Annotated in this window: 21 protein-coding genes and 3 tRNA genes; 22 read left to right on the top strand and 2 right to left on the bottom strand. The window is 43.5% G+C overall.

What is annotated here, in order from left to right; all coding sequences use genetic code 11:
• The first annotated feature begins 1 nt into the window (after position 1).
• From BTR_RS05875 to BTR_RS05805, 15 genes are all read left to right on the top strand, one after another.
• Complete coding sequence (locus tag BTR_RS05875; RefSeq protein WP_012231804.1) at positions 2 to 202, top strand: hypothetical protein; 201 nt, start codon at positions 2 to 4, stop codon at positions 200 to 202.
• 3 nt (positions 203 to 205) lie between these two features.
• Positions 206 to 592, top strand: coding sequence for a GPW/gp25 family protein (locus BTR_RS05870; RefSeq protein WP_012231803.1), 387 nt, complete (start codon positions 206 to 208; stop codon positions 590 to 592).
• Positions 579 to 1,445: a baseplate assembly protein gene (locus tag BTR_RS05865; RefSeq protein ID WP_012231802.1), complete on the top strand. Its 867-nt coding sequence runs from the start codon at positions 579 to 581 to the stop codon at positions 1,443 to 1,445. Before BTR_RS05870 ends, BTR_RS05865 begins: the two co-directional genes overlap by 14 nt.
• Complete coding sequence (locus tag BTR_RS05860) at positions 1,445 to 2,551, top strand: phage tail protein (RefSeq protein WP_012231801.1); 1,107 nt, start codon at positions 1,445 to 1,447, stop codon at positions 2,549 to 2,551. Before BTR_RS05865 ends, BTR_RS05860 begins: the two co-directional genes overlap by 1 nt.
• A 1-nt stretch (position 2,552) precedes the next feature.
• Positions 2,553 to 5,696 carry a DUF4815 domain-containing protein gene (locus BTR_RS05855; protein ID WP_012231800.1) on the top strand — a complete coding sequence of 1,048 codons (3,144 nt, stop codon included), beginning with the start codon at positions 2,553 to 2,555 and terminating at the stop codon, positions 5,694 to 5,696.
• 14 nt (positions 5,697 to 5,710) lie between these two features.
• Positions 5,711 to 7,027, top strand: coding sequence for a Bgr_08870 family protein (locus BTR_RS05850; RefSeq protein ID WP_012231799.1), 1,317 nt, complete (start codon positions 5,711 to 5,713; stop codon positions 7,025 to 7,027).
• Positions 7,028 to 7,036: 9 nt separating this feature from the next.
• Positions 7,037 to 7,249 (top strand): hypothetical protein, encoded by a 213-nt coding sequence (locus tag BTR_RS05845; protein ID WP_012231798.1) that lies wholly within the window; start codon positions 7,037 to 7,039, stop codon positions 7,247 to 7,249.
• Between the two features lie 145 nt (positions 7,250 to 7,394).
• Positions 7,395 to 8,684, top strand: coding sequence for a phage tail sheath C-terminal domain-containing protein (locus BTR_RS05840; protein WP_012231797.1), 1,290 nt, complete (start codon positions 7,395 to 7,397; stop codon positions 8,682 to 8,684).
• Positions 8,681 to 9,199 (top strand): phage major tail tube protein, encoded by a 519-nt coding sequence (locus BTR_RS05835; RefSeq protein WP_012231796.1) that lies wholly within the window; start codon positions 8,681 to 8,683, stop codon positions 9,197 to 9,199. Before BTR_RS05840 ends, BTR_RS05835 begins: the two co-directional genes overlap by 4 nt.
• A 9-nt stretch (positions 9,200 to 9,208) precedes the next feature.
• Positions 9,209 to 9,622, top strand: a complete 414-nt coding sequence (locus BTR_RS05830; RefSeq protein ID WP_012231795.1) for a hypothetical protein — start codon at positions 9,209 to 9,211, stop codon at positions 9,620 to 9,622.
• Positions 9,623 to 9,753: 131 nt separating this feature from the next.
• Positions 9,754 to 12,090: a phage tail tape measure protein gene (locus tag BTR_RS05825; protein ID WP_012231794.1), complete on the top strand. Its 2,337-nt coding sequence runs from the start codon at positions 9,754 to 9,756 to the stop codon at positions 12,088 to 12,090.
• A gap of 156 nt (positions 12,091 to 12,246) precedes the next feature.
• Positions 12,247 to 12,717, top strand: coding sequence for a phage tail protein (locus BTR_RS05820; RefSeq protein WP_012231793.1), 471 nt, complete (start codon positions 12,247 to 12,249; stop codon positions 12,715 to 12,717).
• A complete protein-coding gene (locus tag BTR_RS05815; RefSeq protein ID WP_012231792.1) occupies positions 12,714 to 12,968 on the top strand; it encodes a tail protein X in 255 nt (84 codons plus the stop codon). Before BTR_RS05820 ends, BTR_RS05815 begins: the two co-directional genes overlap by 4 nt.
• A complete protein-coding gene (locus BTR_RS05810) occupies positions 12,968 to 13,951 on the top strand; it encodes a phage late control D family protein (protein ID WP_012231791.1) in 984 nt (327 codons plus the stop codon). The genes BTR_RS05815 and BTR_RS05810 overlap by 1 nt, the downstream gene beginning before the upstream one ends.
• A 142-nt stretch (positions 13,952 to 14,093) precedes the next feature.
• Positions 14,094 to 14,915 (top strand): DNA adenine methylase, encoded by an 822-nt coding sequence (locus BTR_RS05805; protein ID WP_012231790.1) that lies wholly within the window; start codon positions 14,094 to 14,096, stop codon positions 14,913 to 14,915.
• 251 nt (positions 14,916 to 15,166) lie between these two features.
• Here the strand turns inward: BTR_RS05805 and BTR_RS05800 are convergent.
• Positions 15,167 to 15,256 (bottom strand) — tRNA-Ser (locus tag BTR_RS05800).
• Positions 15,257 to 16,331: 1,075 nt separating this feature from the next.
• Positions 16,332 to 16,407, bottom strand: a tRNA-Val gene (locus BTR_RS05795).
• A 179-nt stretch (positions 16,408 to 16,586) separates the two neighbouring features.
• Between BTR_RS05795 and BTR_RS05790 the strand changes: the two genes are divergently transcribed.
• The 7 genes from BTR_RS05790 to nuoF all read left to right on the top strand — a co-directional run bounded on the left by BTR_RS05790 (position 16,587) and on the right by nuoF (position 21,914).
• Positions 16,587 to 16,663: transfer RNA gene (locus BTR_RS05790), tRNA-Asp, on the top strand.
• Positions 16,664 to 16,959: 296 nt separating this feature from the next.
• Positions 16,960 to 17,325: an NADH-quinone oxidoreductase subunit A gene (locus BTR_RS05785; protein ID WP_012231789.1), complete on the top strand. Its 366-nt coding sequence runs from the start codon at positions 16,960 to 16,962 to the stop codon at positions 17,323 to 17,325.
• Positions 17,316 to 17,897, top strand: a complete 582-nt coding sequence (locus tag BTR_RS05780) for a NuoB/complex I 20 kDa subunit family protein (RefSeq protein WP_012231788.1) — start codon at positions 17,316 to 17,318, stop codon at positions 17,895 to 17,897. The genes BTR_RS05785 and BTR_RS05780 overlap by 10 nt, the downstream gene beginning before the upstream one ends.
• Positions 17,898 to 17,911: 14 nt before the next feature.
• Positions 17,912 to 18,523: an NADH-quinone oxidoreductase subunit C gene (locus tag BTR_RS05775; RefSeq protein ID WP_012231787.1), complete on the top strand. Its 612-nt coding sequence runs from the start codon at positions 17,912 to 17,914 to the stop codon at positions 18,521 to 18,523.
• Between the two features lie 120 nt (positions 18,524 to 18,643).
• Positions 18,644 to 19,834 (top strand): NADH-quinone oxidoreductase subunit D, encoded by a 1,191-nt coding sequence (locus BTR_RS05770; protein ID WP_012231786.1) that lies wholly within the window; start codon positions 18,644 to 18,646, stop codon positions 19,832 to 19,834.
• On the top strand, positions 19,834 to 20,505 hold the full coding sequence (gene nuoE / locus BTR_RS05765) for an NADH-quinone oxidoreductase subunit NuoE (protein ID WP_012231785.1): 672 nt from the start codon (positions 19,834 to 19,836) through the stop codon (positions 20,503 to 20,505). Before BTR_RS05770 ends, nuoE begins: the two co-directional genes overlap by 1 nt.
• A 101-nt stretch (positions 20,506 to 20,606) precedes the next feature.
• Positions 20,607 to 21,914: an NADH-quinone oxidoreductase subunit NuoF gene (gene nuoF, locus BTR_RS05760; protein WP_012231784.1), complete on the top strand. Its 1,308-nt coding sequence runs from the start codon at positions 20,607 to 20,609 to the stop codon at positions 21,912 to 21,914.
• The last annotated feature ends 47 nt before the right edge of the window (positions 21,915 to 21,961 follow it).

Below are 21,961 nucleotides of genomic sequence, written 5' to 3'. Positions count from 1 at the left end.
CATGCATGAGAACACTTATGTTGTTTTAACCAATGCCGATTTTGTTGCAGGCAACCGTTCACCAGGCAAGGGTGAAGAAATCCGTTTAAGCGGTGAGGCAGCAAAATACCCTTTGCTTCTTGGTCAGATTGCTGAAAAAACAGCCCCCGTTGTTGCTGCGGCCCCAACCGTTTCTACCACAAAGACAAGCAAAGGGGCTTAAACCATGCGTTGTGGGGTGAGCGAAAAGGATGGCTCTCTCTTATATGGTTGGGATCATTGCCAACAATCACTCCATAAATGTTTAATGACAAGGATAGGAACACGGGTTTTGCGTCGCCATTATGGGTGTGATGTCAGAGAATTCCAAGATGCCAATGCTGATCCTGCAACAATCTTACGTCTTTATCAAGCCATTGCCTGCGCGCTCGATAATCCAGAATGCGGAGAGCCTGGGTTCTCATTGCAAAGGATTGATCTGACCAAAGCAACGCGCGAGGGGACATTCCACTTTGTTTTAAGGGGTGTTTTTTATCCCGATGGACATTTGGGGGATTGGTCCCATGGGCAAGAGAGGCAATTTCCTTTAGAGGTTTTTTATGGCAGAGCTTGAACATTTACCCTTTTCACAACTCCCTCTGCCACAAATTATTGAAGAGCTTTGTGTTGAAGTAATTTTAGAGCAAAAGATTGCGCGTTTGGTGGATGTTTTTGCAGCTCATCATATTCCCTATAATGTGGAAAAGACCGCTTATGACCCCGTGGTCATACAATTACAAGCGGCTGCTTATGAAGAGTTGCTGTTGCGCCAACGGATTAATGAAGTAGCGCGAGACAATTTACTGGAATTTGCGCGTGGGACAAGTTTAGACCATTTGGGAGATTTTCATGGGGTTACGCGCCTTTTAGATGAAGATGATGCGCGGTTTCGCCGCCGCATTCGCTTAAATAGGCAAGGGCATTCCACAGGGGGCACAGTGCCCCGCTACCAATATTTTGCCCTCTCCAGCGATATCCATGTCAAAGATGCTTTTGTTTATCGTGAGGGTAAAAGCCCGCTCATTCATGTGGCGCTTTTTAGTGACAGCCCATCAGGGGTGGCTGATGAGGCTTTGATTGCCAAGGTGCAAGCAGCCCTTGATGAAGAACAGGTAAAAATGACCAATGATACTCTCTTGGTCAAAAGTGCCGTGCAGCGGGTGATCGATATTTCGGCTGATCTTTGGTTGTTGCCTCATGAAGGTTTTCTTGTTTTAGAAAAGGCAGAGCAGAATTTGAGAGAAGAGTGGGCGCGTACATGGAGACTAGGGCGTGATCTCTCTTTAAGTTGGATACTCAGTCGCCTGATGGTTGAGGGTGTGCATCATGTGGAGATAACGCAACCGTGCAAGGATATTCTGGTCGCCCCTCATGAGGCGATAGCACTAGGGGAAATTGCCTTATCATTACGGGGGCACGCTTATTGATGGTCTCGTTGTTATTGCCGCCAAATTCAAGCTTGTTTGAACGCTGCCTTGCTGATGCAATGGCTGTTGATGTTCAAGTAAAAAGGGCACTCGAAGATATTTCTCGTGCCAAATTAATCACGCGCCCTCCATCTTGGTTGCCCTCTCTCATTGATGAATATGGTTTACAAGAACTCACGCCTTATTTCTCGAATTCTTATGATCTGATTGACCAAGGGCTTGCATGGCAGCGCTTGCGTGGTTCTGTTGCAGCCATTGAGTTGGGACTTCAATGGTTAGAGCTTTCTGCACACTTTACACCCGCATGGTCAGGGCGTGCATGGTGGAATTCCTTTCAACTTGATTTTGATCAATTGCCTGAACAAAGCAGCCTTGAAGCCATTGAAGCCATTGTCGACCTTTCCAAAAGCTTTCGCTCTGATTTTCGCCGTGGGACCTATGGTTATGATGTGGGAGCTATAGAAGGCGATATGTCACGCCTTGATGACAGCATGCTGGATTTTGAAAGTGGCGTGCGCTTAACAGCTCGTGACACTCTGTTTTCCTTTGGACGCACCACAGAAATTAATCACACGCTCACAAAACAAGAAGGCAAGCTTATTGGCAACTGGATTGATGACTTTGACGAGGAATTAAGCTGGAACCAAATCGATTACCCTTGGGATTTGGCAAATTTTCCTTGGTGTTCGGTTAAAAAACATGAACGCGATATCCTTATGGCAGAGTGGTTTCATGGTCGCACGCTTTATCTCGTGTTAAGAGACAGCCAAGATGGTGTGATTGGGTATCGCAGATGCTATGCTGTAGCGCCTGTCGAACAGGTTTTAGAGGGTGTTTACAACCATTGCGGAAACAGATTTAATCCCTCCCCAACAGGCACTCTGTTGTTTCTTGCTGCCCGTACAGACTTTCACGATGTTGACGGGAAACAAGCAGCTTTTGTTTCCATTCTCGTTCACGCTACCCCCGCAGAAAACATAGCGGTTGGCAAGCTTTGGTTGGAGCCTGATGAACTCAATGGCGGTGTCGAGATACTCAAAACGCCCATTAATATTCCTTTGCGTGCCGATGTTCGCGAACAATTCAAGATTTTATTGAGGTTTTAACATGAAACATGAAAGCGGACTACCCTTTGCAATTGATAGATCGGTCGGCAAAGATGAACAACAAAGCGTGGTGTTTTATGGCAGGCGCTCTTTTCTTCAAGGTGGTGAACTCAATGAAATGCAAACCATCATCAGGGGGCGTCATGACCGTTTGGGGCGCCTTGTGGCACAAGAAGGAGACCGCGTTGAACGAGCAGATGCCTTTGTCAACAAAGACACAAAGACCGTTACCTTAACGGAGGGTAAGATTTATATTGCAGGCGATATCTTTCCCGTCTCAAATGCTGTTCTCACGAATATTTCCATGATGGGGCGCGTGGAAATCGGTGTAAAGTTGCAAAAGAAATGGGTGACCTATGAGGATGATCCAGAACTGTTAGGACAAGTTACAGGGTCCTTGGCAGAAGGAGAAGGAGGTGCGGCACGCGAGGTCGCAAAACTTGTCTGGGCTCTCAAAGATGATGACCAGAAAGGGACTTTTTTTCCGGTCTATATCTTGCAAGATGGTGTTTTGATTGATCAAAAATCCCCCTCATTACTTGAACCCGCTATGCAAGCCATTGCGACGTATGATCGCTCCCATGGACACTATATCGTGGGGGGATGCCGTGTCACAGCTTTGGGGCAAGAGGGACAAAAGCAAGTGTTCAGTATTCAAGAGGGAGAAGCCAATATCAATGGTTTCAAACGCAAGCGCTTGGCTGCTTTGCGCTATGAAGAACTCGAGGACTTTTCGACAAGTGCCGTTCCTAGTGAAACCCATATTTTTGCACCTCCAAAGGGCAAGACAAGCTTTACCTTTAAAACCTATTATACCCCCATTGCCGCTGTTCATTCCCTTTTGTTGACGAAAGAAAAAACCGTGACAATCACTCGCGGTGCAGTTGCCTCCGGGCGTGATGGGGTGGCGGACAAAAGTATCACCGCTTTTATCAAAATTGTTCAAGGAACCAAGGAATTTAAAGAAGGCAAGGATTTCAAAAAAACCGGAGACACCATTGATTGGGCGCCCATGGGCGATGAACCACTCCCCGGCAGTAGTTATAAAGTGACCTATCGATACCGCGCGAGCATAAAAGCGGATAAAGTAACAGCGCAGGAAATCACCGTCTCAGGAGGGGCTGAGGGAGGTGATATCATTGTAAGCTACACTTATAAACTCCCCCGCATTGACCGTATTGGTCTCAACACAGGAGGCAATGTTGTCTATATCAAAGGCGTCTCGGCAGACCAACCCATGGCTCCCAGTGTCCCGGATGATGTGCTCTCCCTTGCTACCATTACCAACAATTGGCTTAGCACCCCCCAAGTGGCTAATGATGGCACGCGTGTTGCCCCTTATGATGAGATGTGGCGTTATTTTCAACGGGTGCTCTCTCTTGACCGCCTCATGCAATTAGAGCGCATTAAAAGCAATGTTGACTCTAAAGAGCCTGTTGCCAAAAAAGGCATGTTTGCAGACCCTTTTCTCGATGACAGTTATCGCGATGAAGGGTTTCCCCAAACAGGGGCTATTGGTCATGGCATTTTACAGCTTGCCATTGATCCAACCTTTTATACTGCCCCCCTGAACGCCCCTGTCACACTTGACTGGACCAATGAAGTGATCATTGCGCAAGAATTGACTACGGCTTGCGAAAAGATCAACCCCTATCAAAATTTTGCACCTCTCCCCGGGACTGTCTCCCTTACCCCCGCAACAGATTTTTGGCATGAACAGCGCACCGATTGGCTCTCAAGTGTCACCAATCAACTCAATATGGGATGGAATCGCGGGAGAACTATCCGTAACACGGAAGTACGTGATGACCTCATCAATGAGACTCGAGAGCAAATCGATTTTTTAAGACAAATTAAGCTGAATTTTAAGATTGAAGGCTTTGGTCGTGGTGAAATCTTGGAAAGCCTTACCTTTGATGGTGTGGATGTCTTACCCAACAGCCGCCTTGTTGCCGATAGCAAAGGCACCCTTGAAGGCATCTTTAGCATTCCTGCGAATATTACGGCTGGTACAAAGAATGTGATTGCACGAGGCAGAGGGGGCACCGTTGCAACAGGGCTTTTTACCGGTCAAGGGGTGATTGATGTAAAGGTGATGCGACGTACCACCACGGTGAAAATATGGACACAAGTAGACCCGCAAGCCCAAGTCTTTACCCCTGATGAAACACGGCAAATCACGGGGATTGATTTCCATCTTTGTAAAATAGGCAATCAAGCCCATGATCTGGTGATTGATTTGGTCACCACCGAAAACGGTTATCCGACCGCTGATATTCAAGCCCAAACATCTTATTCCATGAAGGGTGCCAAAACCGGCTGGGCTAGCGCACGCTATGATGTACCCTTAACCGTCCCTGATGACCGTCTGACCGCCTTTGTCATTAAAACCGATGATGCGGATCATTCCGTATCACTGGCTAAACTTGGGGATTTTGATAAAGACAGCCAAAGATATGTCTCAAGCCACCCCTATGTGACGGGTCCGCGCTTTTCTTCTGTCAATGCACAAAGCTGGAGCGCCCATCAAGATGAAGCATTAGCCTTTCGGGTGTTGGCTGCACGCTACAGGCAAACAGAAAAGATGGTTGATTTAGGCACCTTTGATCTTGTGGATTGTTCTGATTTGCAAGTGCGTGCAGCGGTAGAATTGCCTTCAAGCGATTGCTCTGTCATCTTTGAAATTGAACGCAACAACGGCACGGTTTACCAACTGCTACCCTTTCAATTGCTAAGCCTTAGCGAATATATCAGTGAAAAGGTCAAGCTTCGCGCCATTCTTAAAGGCACAGAGAAACTCTCTCCGGTGTTATTTGCCCCGGTTCAGTTGATTGCAGGAAAGATTCATAAAACAGCAACTTATATCACGCGGGCTTTTGCCTTTGGGGAAAAGGCAAGATTGACCAGCTATATCAAAACCTTCTTGCCGGGCGGTTCCTCTTTCACCCTCGAGATGCAACTGGATGATGGGGCGTTTGTCCCTTTGAAACTCGATGAAACAGAACAGTTATCGGAGCCTCTCTGGACAGAGCGCAAATTTATTAGTGGTGACAAAACAGCCAAACAAGCACGCCTTAAACTCACCCTTACCGGTGGACCGGCGGCGCGTTCCATGGTGTGTGATTTTGGCGCCGGCATCATATGATGGGAGAATAAGAGATGACAAAAACCAAAAAACTCGACATGGAATTGCCACAAGAAGGGCGTTTTATCAGTTCTGAATTCCCTATTTTGCGTGAAAACCTCAATAAACTTGATCAAGCGCTTGTGGCTGTTGAGGAAAAAATAGACGAAAAAGCGCCTTTACAACACACGCATACCATAAGTGAAATCACAGATCTAGAAAGCACTCTCAATGGCAAGATGGCAGCCGATAAAACTTTCTCATTTGCTGATTTAAGCGATATCGAGGGGGCAAAAGATGCAGCAAATAATTATGTTCTCTATAAATCAAGCAACAACAATTTTACCTTTGGTAGTGCTGTCTCCCTGTTAGGCGCGCACCAGCATAAAACCGAAGATATCGTGGGGCTTGATGATTTTAGAGCTAAGATTAATCAAGATCTAACAAGTTATGGGCGCCTCACAAGCCCAAATGAATGGAAAAATTACAATAAATTTACCAGCAAAGTCACCATGAGTGGTGGCTTAGAACTTTTGGATAATTCGCCGTTTAGCCTTATTCATAATGGTGAAACGGTGACAAGTTTAAGCACAACGGGAAGCACGTTGAAAGGACCGCTTAAAGTGGATGGTGATGTTGTTTATACGAAATCAGAAATAGATAAATTAATAGCTTCATTAGTCAAAAAACCGGTTGAAATTCTCATTACAGAAAGTGGTACACTTCCATTTCCCGCAGATGTCACTGATGACACAGAGGTAGAAATATGGGCATGGGGAGGTGGAGGCAGTGGAGGGACTGGAGTCCGGTTAAAAACTACTTATAACGGTCGTATCACATACACCTATTATGGTGGAGGTGGAGGCGGTGGAGGGCAATGTGTACGCGTTAAAATCAAAGGATCTCAGCTTAGAAAAGCAAAAAATATTCAAATTGGTGGTGGTGGTAAAAATGGTAATGGTGGTGCCACGATTATTGAAGGGGTTCTCATCGCCAATGGTGGGAGTATAGGCTCTAATGGTAGTGGAGTTACCGAAACAGTAGGAAAAGGAGGAAGAGGAGGTTACACAAGCATTAAAAACTTTATTTTTTCTGGCGGTGATGGTGGAGATGGCGGAAGCTACTCGGGTGGAAGTTCTCTTTTTGGAGGTGGAGGCGGCGGCGGGGGATCTAATAATGGTAATGGTGGCTGTGGTGGTGAAAGTGACAAAGGTGGTAAAGGTGGTAAAGGTGGCCATAACCAAGCTGATGCAGGTGGTGGTGGTGGCGGTTATTTTCCTGGAAAGGATGCAGCAAATTACAACAGTGGTGACGGTGGAAATGGCGCAATATTGTTGAGATTTTTTATATAGGAGTTTTTCATGAAATATGCAGTTGTTGAAAATGGTGTAGTAACGAATATTATTGTCGCATCTGAGAATTATGTCCATGCCTTTGATGGTGAAGCTATCCGCTCAAGTGAAGCACAAATCGGCTGGACTTACAAAGACGGAGTGTTCTCTCCTCCCGTGGTGGATAAAGACACAATGGCAGAGCCTAGGCATAAATCACAAGAAAAAGGTGAAGAAGCTTAGACACTCAAACAATAGTGTAATGATGCTTGATATGTTTTTAAAATCTCTTTCAAAGCCCTTTTAAAGGGCTTTTTTGACTGACAGTGTCAGACTTATGAAAGGGAGCTCTTGTTGTTATGGTCTCTCCATTGATTTGGAGAGCAAAATGGCAATAGAATTTAATCATGGTATCCGCCTCATTGAGGATGGTCAAGCTTCTCGGCCCTTAGAGATGTTTAGCCAAACCGCCCTTGGGGCGGTTGTTACAGCCCCTGATGCTGACAACCAAGTTTTTCCCCTTAACGAGCCCGTGTTGGTCTTCACCCATGAGACAGACAAAATCCAAAAGCTTGGGACACGGGGCACAGCTCTTGATGTTATCAATGCCGTGCGCGCGCAAGGGATTGAGGCACAAGTGATCCTTGTGCGGGTGGAAGAAAAGTCAACCATTGCTGAGACACAAGCTGAAATGGTGGGATCAAATACTCACTTGACCGGTGTGCATGCCTTGGCTCATGCGCGGGGGCATTTGGGGGTGGAACCTGGAATTTTACTTGCACCAGCTTATAGTGCAGGGCGCCTTGATAATGGCAAAAACCCTGTGGCAGATGCTTTGGAACAGGTGGCAGAAAAGCTACAAGCCATTGCTGTGTTTGATACGGGGGGTAAAAATACGCAAGAAAGCCTTGCCTATCGTGCAGATTTTTCCTCACGCTTTTGTTATCTGATTGATCCCTTTGTACGGGTGGCAAATCGTGAGGGAGGTGTGAGTATAAAACCCGCAAGTCCTTTTGCCGCCGCCATGTTTATCAAACGTGACAAGCAAAGGGGCGGTGTTTTCTGGTCTCCCTCCAATCAAGATGTGCATGGTATTTTAGGGACAGCACGCCCCATTAGCTATTTTGATGGGGAAATTGATCATGAGGCAAACCGTCTCAATAAAGCCGATATTGCGACCTTTATTCCCGCGCGCCTTAGTCAAAATGGGCAGGGAGAAGTAGCTTCCAATGGGCGCATTTTATGGGGCAATCATACCACCTCCAGTGATCCGCTTTGGCGTTTTGTCAATGTGGTGCGCACCCGTGCGGCACTGGAAAAAACCATCATGAACAATTTACGCCCTTGGGCTAATGATGAGAATCTCACCGGTCAACATGTTATTGCCATTACCCGCTCTTTGACCAGCTTTCTTGATGATATGATTGCACGCGGTGCACTGCTTGGTGGGCGGGTTTGGTTTGATCGGGATTTAAATTCAAACAGCAATTTACAACTTGGCAAATTGCGGGTGGAATTTGATGCAGAAGAAGTGCCCCCTCTCGAAGATTTAAGCTTTGGCAGCCGGCGCAATGGTGCTTACTTTAATCGGCTGGCGCAAGATATCCAAAAGAAAATGACATATGCTTTTGGTGATACGCTAGAGGGGTATCGCAAAGCAGCAAGGAGTGACATATGACTTTAAGAATTGTTCGTGGTTTTACCCTGATTGTTGATGATGATGTCAATCTCCATCTTGATCTTGAAACCCTCAAATTGCCTACGTTAGAAGAAATCACAGAAACCTATCAACCAGGGGGCTCTGATATGCAAATTGATGTGAGCGGTCTTGGTGTCAAAGCATTAAATTTGCAAATGAAAATCCGCAGCCACACCCCTGAAGTGATTGGTATCTTTGGTGGTCCTCCTGGTCTTCGTCATAAATTTACCGGCAAAAAACATGTGGTGTCTGAAGAAGATGGACGCGAGCATGAACATTCCATTGATGTGACAGGGCGGTTGGTCAAGGTGGATAGCGAAGGCTTAACGGCAGGAAAAGCCACAGGCTATGATTGCGAGATCAAAAATATTTGGGACTATACGGAATTTTGGGATGGTTCTGTTTTACACCGCTTTTCTTTTAAACGGGGCGGTTGGCTTGTGCGCAATGGACAAGAGATTGGTGAACGGCGCCGCTCTATTCTCAATTTATAGGAATTGATCATGACAAGTTTACAAACCAGCCTTGATGTAGAGCTCCAAGTTCCCCTTGTTTATAAGGAGAGTGATGGCAAAGAATTGACACGGCACAAATTGACCTTTTATCGCCCAAACTTCAAGCAAGCACGCCAATTAGCCGTGTTGATTGGACCGCAGTTGGCAAAGCTTGTTCTGCTTGGCTTAGAAGAGGATAAAACAACATTGAGCAATGATGTGCTCATTCTTAAAGTTTGTGAGGCATTGCTTACCCATGAGGCGATGGAAGGAATAGCCGTGCTTTTAGCCGATATGTCTCATGAATCTGTTGAACTCATTAATCGTCTTGATGTTATCGATATTATGGCAGTGTTGAAGGCATTTTTTGCTTTTTTTCCCACACGCCAATCCTCTCTGCCAGACAATTTGGAGCAGAACTAGCCCTTTATTATCACTGGGCGCCTTCAGAGATTAACCAGATGGATTGGCTTGATGTGATTGCTTATCGAGAAGAACTCGCGCGCCTTAAACAACAAGAATATGAAAGCCAAATGTTAGGATAAGATGCAATCATGGATGTTTCCCTTGTTGTGCGTTTTGTTAATCATCTGCAAGAGGGGATCGCTTCTGCCAAGCGAGACTTAAGAGCCTTTAGTTTAGATGTTGCGCATTTCCAAAACCAGACACGAAAACATTTTAAAGGGTGGTTTGACCCTGAGCATCTTAAGGAAGCCACAGCCCATGCAGAAAATGCTTTTATCCATGCGCGTGGGCGCATGGTGGGGGCGATTGCGCAAACCGCAACCTTGATTGCCCCTCTTTATAAAGCCATGCAATTTGATCAATCAATGAAGGGCTTGGAAAAGGTTCTGGATGCTCCCCTTGATCGTTTAAAAGAATTGCGCCGTTTTGCTTTGGAAACCTCTACAAAGATCCCTTTGGCTGCCCGTGAAGTCTTAGAATTGATGACCAGTGCTAGCCAAGCAGGCATTGGTGAACAAGATCTCGAGGCTTTTAGCATTTATGCGGCCAAAGCGGCTGTTGCTTTTGATATGACAGGGGATCAGATTGGGGAACGCTTTGCCAAATTGCGCAATGTCTTTAAGCTTAATCAGGAAGGTATTGAAGATCTAGGGGATGCCATCAACCATCTCTCTAACCACATGGCAGCAAAGGCCAGTGAGGTGTCTGATTTTACCAATCGTGCCACCGGTGCAGCCACTATGTTTAAGTTGACAGCGCGCGAAACCGCGGCATTTGGTACAGCGATGATTTCTGCTGGGATTGTTCCAGAGAGTGCGGCGCGTGGTTTTAATACGATGAGTGCGCGCATTCAAGCAGGAGGCAAACATATTGAAGATGCCTTTAGCAATATTGGGCTCTCACGCCAGAAATTCATGGAAGATTTGGAGAAAGATGCCACCGGTACCTTGGTGCGCTTTTTTAATGTGTTGGGCAAATCTGAACAAGGGATGCGCTCTCTGATTGCCATTGCAGGGCGGGAGTTTACCGGTGATTTTGCCAAATTGGTGGGGAACCCCCAATTGTTAGGGCAAGCTTTAGATTATGTGAAAGATCCACAAGTCTTTAAAGGCTCTGTAGAACAAGAAGCCGATAAACAAGCAACCGGTGCCATGCGGCAATTTGAACTGTTGCAAAACCGTATTGTGGCTTTAGGGATCACCATTGGTGAAGTGCTCCTGCCTCCTCTCAACAGTCTCATGGAAAGTGTTGGGGGATTTGTCAATGGTTTGATGGCGTGGGCTAATGAACACCCTGTTTTAACCGGTGTGATCATCAAAACCATTGCCGCCCTGATGGCTTTTAATATTGCTTTGCGGGTTGTACGTTTTACCATGGCGGGAACCCGCCTTGGGCTTCTTCAATTGATGGGCTCTTTTATCAAGATGAGGGTTGTGAGCCGCACGCTGAAGGCAAGTTGGCGCGGATTAGTCGCTTCAGGGCGCTCATTGGGTTTAATGGCAGCAGGGCTTGGTGGGAGTGCGCTGCGTCTTCTTCGCCCCATGACTTTACTTGTGGGGGCTTTACGGGGGATAGCCGTTTCAGGTGCGGCATTTTCTGCCTCTTTTGGCTTTATTGGGACAGTAATCGAAGTGGTTGGGGCAGCTATTGCCTCTGTTGTGGGGGGGATTTTTACCCCAATAGGGGCTCTCATTGCTGCTGTTGTGGCTGTCATATTGGCTTCTGGTTTTGCTTTGTGGAAATATTGGGATCGTTTTTCTTCTTTTGTCAAAGGTTTTGCACGGGGGATAACACGGGCTTGGGGCCAAGCCTTTGAAGCCGTCATGCGCTTTTTTGGTGCCGATACGGCAACCATCACCAAATGGAAAAATATCATTGCTGCTGCTTTTGATCTCTCTTCCCATTGGCAAAAGTTTAAACAAGGACTTTCCTCTGTTTCTCAAAGCTTTGCTGGTTTGTGGGAGGGCGTTAAACAAAGCTTTTCTAATTTTTGGGGGTGGTTGAAGCGTTTTTTTGTCCGCGAAAAGCTCACAGAGAGTGCCAAGGCTGGTATGGAACAAGCCGGCGAAGATTTAGCGAGTTGGATTGTTGATGGTTTTATGTCGTCCATCTCACAATTGATGGATTATTGTAAATCTTTACCTCACCGCATAAAGGGGTGGATTGGGTCGATTGATGTAAGAGAGTTTTTGCCAAGTTTTTTGGGGGGTAAAACGTCCATCCAACCCATAGTACAATTTGCGGGGGCTTCTCCTGTAAATTCATCTGCCAGAGAACCAAGAGACAAAGACCGTTCCCCCATCACCCACAATCAAAATGTCACAGTGCATGTTAATGGGGCGCGTGACCCCATGGCCACCGGTCGTGCGGTTGCTCATGCTTTGCAACGGGCACGCGCCAATGCGCTGCATGGTGGCACAGAATGATAAGGACGACAGAATAAGGGACAAGACAGCGTGCTGGAAAGAACACAATGAGGGGAGGGATGAAGTGCTAGGATGGCGCAATGGTAGGAGAGATGCAATGATACGTTTCGAAAGAAATGACGTGCTGGAAGGGATACAATCAATGGGAGGGCGTCTATGAGAGATCCTTTGCTGATGTTAGGTCCACATCTCTTTTATGTAGACTGGCTTAATTTCCAATCGTTTGAGGAAGAGTTCTCTGCCTCCTGGGTTTGCTTAGAGCGTTTTGGTGAGGCTCCTGGTTTGCAATTTACCGGCTATGGCAATGATCCCAAAACCATCCACGGGGTGTTGTTTCCAGAAGAGTTTGGGGACCGGGTAGCGATAGATGCCATCACCAGAACCATTCGTGCAGCCAAGCCCGTTCAGATGATTCGTTGGATGAGTGACAACGGCTATAGTGCCATTCTCCATGGATCTGTAGTGATCACCAGTGTCACGAAAGACCATGATTACATCAGTCGCTCTGGTCAATCGGGGCGTATTCGCTATGCCATTAGCTTGTTACCGTTTTTCGATGGTGGAAAACCGCAAGGACAATACCAAGAGGGATATGATCAATATTCCCAAGGAGGAGAAACGCCATGAAGATACCAGAAAAGCATCTCGTGGTAGAGCTAGAGGATATGAGTCTTGATCTAATCTGCTTTCAACATGCTATGGCTGTATTAGGAGACCGTTCTCAAGTTGGAGCGATCAAAGGTTATTGTGAAGCTACTTTGCAAGCCAATCCAGGTATTGCAGGGTATGGTGCTCTGTTGCCGCGGGGCTTAAAGGTCATTCTGCCTGAATTTTTATCATGTGAAAAGAACAGCGTGGTCAAAAGGCTATGGGATTAATGCGCACACATCCTTTTATTGAGGTGAGGGTGGGGGAGAATCTTGTCCATGAGGTTTTTTACCAGCGTCTTTTAACGGCAACCATTACCGATCATGTGGGCAATGAAGCCGATACATTTGAAGCGGAGTTTGATGATAGTGGCAATGATTTAGAGATTCCCTCCAGTAACAGCGCACTCCATGTCACCTTTGGCTATCAAAACAGCATCCGTGCCTTTATGGGGCGTTTTGTTGTTGAGTCGGTGGTGAGTATTGGGGGCAGTGATGGAGAGATTTTACGCCTTTGTGGCAAAAGTGCCTCGATGCGCAAAGAACTTAAAGAACAGGCGAGTGAACATTTTGACCACAAAACCATTGCTGAGATTGTTGAGGCCCTTGCCAAACGCCATGGTTATCAAGCAAAGGTCAGTCCACAATTTACCAAACAAACCTTGCCTTATGTGGTGCGCACCGATCAATCGGCGGTTGACTTTTTAACCCGCCTTGCGGACCGCATGCGGGCGCGTTTTTTAATCAAAGACCATAAGTTTTTATTTTTAAGCGGGGATAATTTACCAGCACTCGACATCCATAAGCATGACTGTTCCAGCTGGGAATTCACCCTAGAGCCGCGCACCCAATACGGCACCATCGAAACTTCTTATTTTGATCGCGCAAAAGGGCAACAATGCCAAGTCAAGCATCAAACAGGGTTTACTGGTCCCGTACGTCGTCTGCGCAGTTGTTATCCAAGTCAAGAAGAAGCACAAGCGGCGGCTGCCTCCGAGTCGGATCGCTTATGCCGTGCTGTAGGCAGTGGCTCCTTAACTCTTGCGGGACGCCCTGAAATCATGGCGGATCAACCGCTGCTGCTTCAAGGGTTCCGTAAAGAAATTAATGGGTCATGGAAAGCCGCTACCGTCACCCACCGCTATGAAAAACAAAGCGGTTACACAACAGAAATTACCTTTGAGGCACCAAATCAAGGAAAGGAACAAAAATAGAGGCTGGGCTGGTCACCCAGGCAACGGGAGAAAGTTTTGCGACAACCCCGTCCGATGCAACTTAACTTAACATCACAGCTACTTCTTATCACTTAAAGCAATGAGAAGACGGTTAACATAGATGAAAGAGTGTTAAAAAATAATGGATATACTTCATAAGGAAAAATTAAAATCTGTTGAACCTATTTCACCAGCTGCTGCTTATATTGGGGGCAAAAGAAGATTAGCCAAAACCATTGTCAAAATCATTGAAGATATTCCACATAGCATTTATGCCGAGCCTTTCGTTGGTATGGGTGGAATATTCTTTAGACGGAAACTGATACCATCAACTGAAATTATCAATGATTTTTCAGGAGATGTGGTGAATTTTTTTCGGGTGTTACAACGCCATTATCACCCTTTTATAGAACTGTTAGCGTTTCAAATAAGCAGCCGTGAGACGTTTGAACGCTTACAGACACAAAATCCAGAAACGCTTACGGATTTAGAACGGGCTTTGCGGTTTTTATATTTGCAGCGTTTAAGTTTTAGTGGGAAAGTAGCAGAGCGTACGTTTAGAGTTGAGACAGACCGGTGTGCACGGTTTAATCCCTTCAAACTTGAAGGTATATTAAAGCTTATTTACCGCCGTTTAGCGAGAGTTATCATTGAACATTTAGATTGGTCTGATTTTATTGTGCGTTATGACCGGCCAAATACCTTGTTTTATCTTGATCCACCTTATTTTGGTGTTGAGGATTATTATGGCAAGGACTTGTTTAAGCGGGAGGATTACCAGACGATGTCTATGCTGCTTGCACAATTAAAGGGGAAGTTTCTTCTCTCTCTCAATGATGTGCCAGAGATTCGAAAAACCTTCAGTCAATTCCATATAAAAGAGGTAAGAACAATTTATTCCTGTAATTTGTCAAATAATGCGATTCCGGCAAAGGAACTCATCATTACCAATTGTGATATTTAGGAGAAGAGAAAAAGATCTATTAAAGGGATTTAAACAATCTTTGAAAGGTCTTTGAAGACCCTTTGAGAACCTCTTAAAATCATCTAAAAGAAAATAAATTGGTACAAAACATAGTGTCAAAATATACAAAACACGCTGGCAAGCTACATTGAAGACCCTTTGAGAACCTCTTAAAATCATCTAAAAGAAAATAAATTGGTACAAAACATAGTGTCAAAATATACAAAACACGCTGGCAAGCTACAGCGCTGTGGCGGAGGGGGTGGGATTCGAACCCACGGTACAGTCTCCTGCACGCCGGTTTTCAAGACCGGTGCCTTAAACCGCTCGGCCACCCCTCCAAATTAGATATGCTTTTTGACAAACTTCTTACAAAAGGTCAATCATTTTAATACGCATTCTAAAGCGTTTTTTGTAAAGTTATTTGAGATTCAAGTAAAATAATTCCTCATAAGTTAATTCTTCGAGTGTGTTAGCTAATCATTTTACTTTTAAAAATAATAATTTTTTCTGAAAAAATGACATTTATCATTTCATTTTCTTGTCTAAAAGTTTTTTACAAAGCAATATATTTAAAAAATTTCTGACAATCATTATTCATAATGATAAGATATGTTCAGTTGGAGATGTTTGATAAATTATGTTAAATTCTTTGCAAACATATATTTTTCAATTATTTTACCTTTCCAGATATTTATTCTATTTAAATCGTTCATATTTTTCGAAAAGAAAATGTTATTGCTTTGACAGTTTATGAGAGATAAATTTATAAGAATGACATATTATTCAAGGTAAGTTTGTATTGGTTTTAAATAAGTATAATTTAATAAAGAACTCTTTAAAGGATTTTAATTTTTTTAATAAAAATATTTGAGTATATCATACAGTTAAAGAATAGCTTGAAAAAAAACAGCTGGTTTACTCTCATAGAGAAAAAACTGAAAAATTCAGCTAGAATCACAGCAAAATTTTTATTGATTAACAGTGATTTTTTGTATTCTACACTACTTGAATAGAGTTTTACGCAAGAATTGCATTGACAGTATAAAATTTCTTACAAGCCCAATCGTGACTGAAAATTGGATATATTTATAACGCTTTTTGCTGTAAGATTAGCAAGAAGTTGAGAAGAAAAAGCTTATTGAGCGATACACTTAGATCAATAGGGAGAGATCCTTTTATGAAAGAATCAAAGCTTTCACAACGAAGTTTTTAATTCTTTGAGTGATAGTGATATAGAGGTAAAAATGCTAGAACGTTCGTTAAGGTATTGCATAGTTCTTCAAGAATGGAACTTAAAAATGCTAATTGCGCACGAGCTAAAGAGCATAAATTTTAACAAACAGATTTAAAAACCTATCTACTCACTCACGAGTATGTGTAGAACCAATAAATTTGTTTGCAAAACAAAAGAAATGGTGGGCGATGAGAGACTCGAACTCCCGACATCCTCGGTGTAAACGAGGCGCTCTACCAGCTGAGCTAATCGCCCAATGCCAATGATCAGCAATTGAATAGGCACTCTCTATTAAGGAAAAAATTTTGCAAACGCAAGAATAAAGATTGTATTTGATGATTTTTTTTAAAAAATGCATGAGTCTGCTTGACATAAACGTATGAACCCCTTACACGACCCTTTATACCAATAATGAATTGGTTAGAAAGAAATGCGCGAGTGTAGCTCAGTTGGTTAGAGTGCTGGCCTGTCACGCCGGAGGTCGCGGGTTCGAGCCCCGTCACTCGCGCCATTTTATGTTTCCTTATGAAATTTTTAAGATATTCATGTGCTATGAATTAGGGGGTAGAGTGTCTAAGATTTAGGAGGGATACGTTTTTTCTTCCTTTTTACATGGTTTATAAGAATAGGACTTGCGTCTTTTGTTGCTCTGCGTTACCTATGCCGATAAGAAAAGTATCGCTCTGTATACCTTTCAAGCAGTATGAGTAGAATTAATAGAGCGATTATTGTTGAATTTGTCTGTTTATCTCGCAATATCGAGTCATTGTGTTAAACTTAGGCATTTTGTTACGATGGAAGAGGGTTATGGCTTATTTATTGAGCTCTTATTTGCCAGTCTTGATTTTTATTATTGTGTCAGCGGTTATTGCTGGGGTTTTGTTGATTACACCTTACATTGTAGCATATCGTTCTCCCGATCCTGAAAAGTTATCGGCTTATGAATGTGGTTTCAATTCATTTAGTGATGCACGCATGAAGTTTGATATTCGTTTCTATTTGGTTTCAATTTTGTTTATTATTTTTGATCTTGAAGTCGCTTTTCTTTTTCCTTGGGCTGTTTCATTCAAATCGATAGGTATGTTTGGCTTTTGGTCGATGATTGTGTTTTTAGCGATTTTGACTATTGGATTTATATATGAATGGAAAAAAGGGGCTCTTGAATGGAATTAAGATCTAATAATTCAACGATTACAGCTCCAAAACCAAAAGGAATCATTGATCCCAATACTGGTGAACTGATAGGATCAGATGATAGGTTTTTTCGTGATATTAATGCTGAATTATCAGATAAGGGTTTTTTAGTTACCTCAGCAGATGCCTTGATTACTTGGGCACGTACCGGTTCTTTAATGTGGATGAGTTTTGGTTTGGCTTGTTGTGCTATTGAAATGATGCAATGCTCAATGCCTCATTATGACAATGAGCGTTTTGGATATGCACCACGAGCCTCCCCCCGACAGTCCGATGTGATGGTGGTCGCAGGGACTCTAACAAATAAGATGGCGCCTGCTTTAAGAAAAGTGTATGATCAGATGCCAGAGCCACGTTATGTGATTTCTATGGGATCATGTGCAAACGGTGGTGGGTATTATCATTATTCCTATTCAGTGGTACGTGGATGTGATCGTATCGTTCCTGTCGATATATATGTTCCAGGCTGTCCGCCTACAGCAGAGGCATTATTGTACGGCATACTGTTGTTACAGAAAAAAATCCGTCGTACCGGATCCATAGAGCGATAGAGAGTTTTCGTATCATGATGGATGAATCACTGGTTGAACTTGCTACTTATTTGAAAAACAAGTTAGGAAATAAGCTTGAGGAGACCGTTTTTGCTTTTGGTGAATTAACCATTGTGGCACGTCTTGATGCAATTACTGATGTCTTAATGTTTGTTCGTGATGATTCTCACTGTCAATTTATTAATCTTACAGATATTAGTGGTGTGGATTATCCTTCTCGCGATAAGCGCTTTGATGTCTCTTACCAATTATTATCTCCTCGTGAGAATTTGCGCTTACGTGTCAAAGTTCGCACAGATGAAAATACGCCTGTTGCTTCAGCTTGTACGGTTTATCCTGGTGCAGAGTGGTATGAACGTGAAACCTATGATATGTATGGGATTTTATTTTCAGGTCATCCGGATTTGAGACGGATTTTAACAGATTATGGGTTTGAAGGATATCCTTTACGCAAAGACTTTCCTGTGACAGGATTTGTTGAATGCCGTTATGATAATGAAGCAAAGAGGGTGATTTATGAACCCGTTGTTTTGCGCCAAGAAATGCGTAATTTTGATTTTCTTTCTCCTTGGGAAGGAGGACAATATGTTTTACCTTGTGATGGAAAAGAAGATGAAAAAAAATAAGATTGGTTTTGATAAGGCGTTACATGAGAGTAGTGTGTTTCTTAAATAATGAAATGTTTTTAGTATGATAGATTTTTTTTATATTTGATATGAAGTTTTTAAAAAAGCAAGGGGTTGATTGTGGCTGAGGTCAATGTTCGAAACTTTAATATCAATTTTGGTCCGCAGCATCCTGCAGCGCATGGTGTTTTGCGCATGGTTCTGGAGTTGGACGGTGAAGTTGTTGAGCGTGTAGACCCACATATTGGGTTATTACATCGCGGCACCGAAAAATTAATGGAAACAAAAACTTATCTTCAGGCGGGTCCTTATCTAGATCGTTTAGATTATGTTGCTCCTATGAATCAGGAACATGCTTTTGTTCTTGCGATTGAAAAGTTATTGAATATTAAAGTTCCTAAAAGAGGACAGTTAATACGTGTTTTATTTTCTGAAATCGGGCGTATTCTTAATCATTTGCTTAATGTAACGACACAGGCGATGGATGTTGGTGCTTTGACACCACCACTTTGGGGATTTGAACAACGTGAAAGATTGATGATTTTTTATGAGCGTGCCTGTGGCGCTCGACTTCATGCTAATTATTTTCGTCCCGGTGGTGTGCATCAAGACTTACCGGAATCTTTAGTTGAAGACATTGGTAATTTTATTGATCCGTTTCTTGTTTCTCTTGAAAAACTTGATGCGCTTGTGACACCAAATCGAATTTTTAAGCAGCGTAATGTGGATATTGGTATTGTCAGTATTGACGAAGCTTGGGCACGTAGTTTTTCTGGGGTTATGATCCGTGGTGCTGGTGTGCCATGGGATTTGCGTAAAAGCCAGCCTTATGAATGTTACGATGAAATGGAATTTGATATTCCTATAGGTAAAAATAGTGATTGTTATGATCGCTATCTTATTCGTATGGAAGAAATGCGTCAATCAGCGAAAATTATGCGTCAATGCGTAGAACGATTACTTGGTGCTGAAAAGAATGGCCCAGTTTCAAGTTTGGATCGCAAAATTGTACCACCAAAGCGGTCTGAGATGAAAAGCTCAATGGAAGCGCTGATTCATCACTTTAAACTCTATACGGAAGGTTTTCATACGCCTCCTGGAGAAGTCTATGTTGCAGTAGAAGCGCCAAAGGGTGAGTTTGGTGTTTATCTTGTTTCTGACGGAACCAATAAGCCTTATCGTGTTAAGTTGCGTGCTCCTGGGTTTGCTCATCTTCAAGCTATGGATTTTTTAACCCGAGGTCATATGTTGGCGGATGCTACCGCTATTTTGGGTTCGATTGATATTGTTTTTGGGGAGGTTGATCGCTAATGTCCGTACGCCGTCTTGCAGATGATGTCTATCAGCCCACAGAATTTTCTTTTACAAAGGAAAATCAGATATGGGTGAAAAGTACTATAGAAAAGTATCCTGTAGGGCGCGAACAATCGGCTGTTATTCCGTTATTAATGCGTGCACAAGAGCAAGATGGTTGGGTGACACGTGCTGCAATTGAGCATATTGCTCAAATTCTTTCTATGGCGTATATTCGTGTCCTAGAAGTTGCTACTTTTTATACTCAGTTTCAGCTTAAGCCTGTAGGAACAAAAGCGCATATTCAAGTGTGTGGTACGACTCCTTGTATGTTACGTGGTTCTGATGAATTGATTAAAGTGTGTCAGAAAAAAATTCATCATGAACCTTTTACGACAAATCAAGATGGAACATTGTCATGGGAAGAGGTGGAGTGTCTTGGCGCTTGTGTTAATGCTCCTATGGTCATGATTTTTAAAGATACTTATGAAGATCTCACAGCTGAACGCCTTGAAGAGATTATTGATGCATTTGGGGCAGGAAAGGGTTCTGAGATAGCGGTTGGTCCACAAAACAGCCGCCAATCTTCGGAGCCAATTAGTGGTTTAACATCTCTTCTTGAGGATGAAGAAAAAAGGAAATCTCTCAAATCTTCAAAGAAAAAGGATCATAAGGGTATAGAATCTTAGTTAAATATTTTTTTGAAAAGCAGAAAGTTTTAAGAAATTTTTTAAAATTGCATTTGAGGAAAAGCTAAAAATGCTAAGGGTAAGAGAGAAAAAGGTGAGGTATGCTAACTGATAAAGACCGTATCTTCACCAATATTTATGGTTTAAAAGACAAGTCATTAAAGGCTGCGATGTTGCGTGGGCATTGGAATGGTCTGAAAGAGATTATTGATAAGGGGCGTGATTGGATCATCGATGAGGTGAAGGCGTCAGGTTTACGCGGTCGTGGTGGTGCTGGTTTTCCTACTGGAATGAAATGGTCCTTCATGCCAAAGCAGAATGATGGTCGTCCTCATTATTTGGTTGTTAATGCTGATGAATCAGAGCCTGGGACATGTAAAGATCGCGATATTTTACGACATGACCCCCATACTTTGATTGAAGGATGTGCAATTGCTACTTTTGCAATGGGGGCGAATGTCGCTTTTATTTATATTCGTGGCGAATATATTCGTGAGCGTGAAGCGCTTCAAACGGCTGTGGATGAATGTTATGAAGCAGGCTTGCTTGGAAAAAAAACAAAATATGGTCATGCTTGTGATATTATTATTCATCATGGGGCTGGTGCTTATATTTGTGGTGAAGAAACAGCACTTCTCGAAAGTCTTGAAGGGAAAAAAGGTCAACCTCGTCTCAAACCACCATTTCCGGCAAATATGGGGATTTATGGCTGTCCAACAACCGTCAACAATGTTGAATCGATAGCGGTTGTTCCAACGATTTTACGTCGAGGGGCTTCGTGGTTTTCATCAATTGGGCGTGCAAATAATGTTGGAACAAAATTATTTATGGTTTCTGGGCATGTGAATGCCCCTTGTACCTTTGAAGAAGCTCTGGGTGTTTCTTTCCGTGAATTAATTGAAAAACATACGGGAGGTATTCGTGGCGGATGGAATAATCTTTTAGCCGTTATTCCAGGTGGTGCTTCTTGTCCGGTTGTTCGCGGTGAGGATATGGTTGATGCAATCATGGATTTTGATGGGATGCGCGATGTCGGATCTTCTTTTGGCACAGGGGGTGTGATTGTGATGGATAAAACAACCGATATTATCAAGGCGATTTGGCGGATATCGGCTTTTTTTAAGCATGAAAGTTGCGGTCAGTGTACGCCATGCCGTGAAGGTACAGGGTGGATGATGCGCCTTTTAGGACGTATGGTTGAGGGAAGAGCGCAGAAGCGTGAAATTGATCTGTTATTTGAGGTTTCTAAACAGGTGGAAGGGCACACGATCTGTGCACTTGGTGATGCGGCAGCATGGCCTGTACAAGGGTTAATCCGTAATTTCCGTCCGGAAATCGAGCGTAGAATTGATGAATACACGCGAAATGTCGTGCAAAGAAAAAATATTGCTTTAGAAGCAGTGGGATAGAAAGATTTTTTTTAAGAGCAACCGAATGCAAATTTTAAGTGGATTAT

It is taken from the genome of Bartonella tribocorum CIP 105476, from assembly GCF_000196435.1.
GTDB lineage: Bacteria > Pseudomonadota > Alphaproteobacteria > Rhizobiales > Rhizobiaceae > Bartonella > Bartonella tribocorum.
This window is presented reverse-complemented; position numbering and strand designations above follow the sequence as displayed.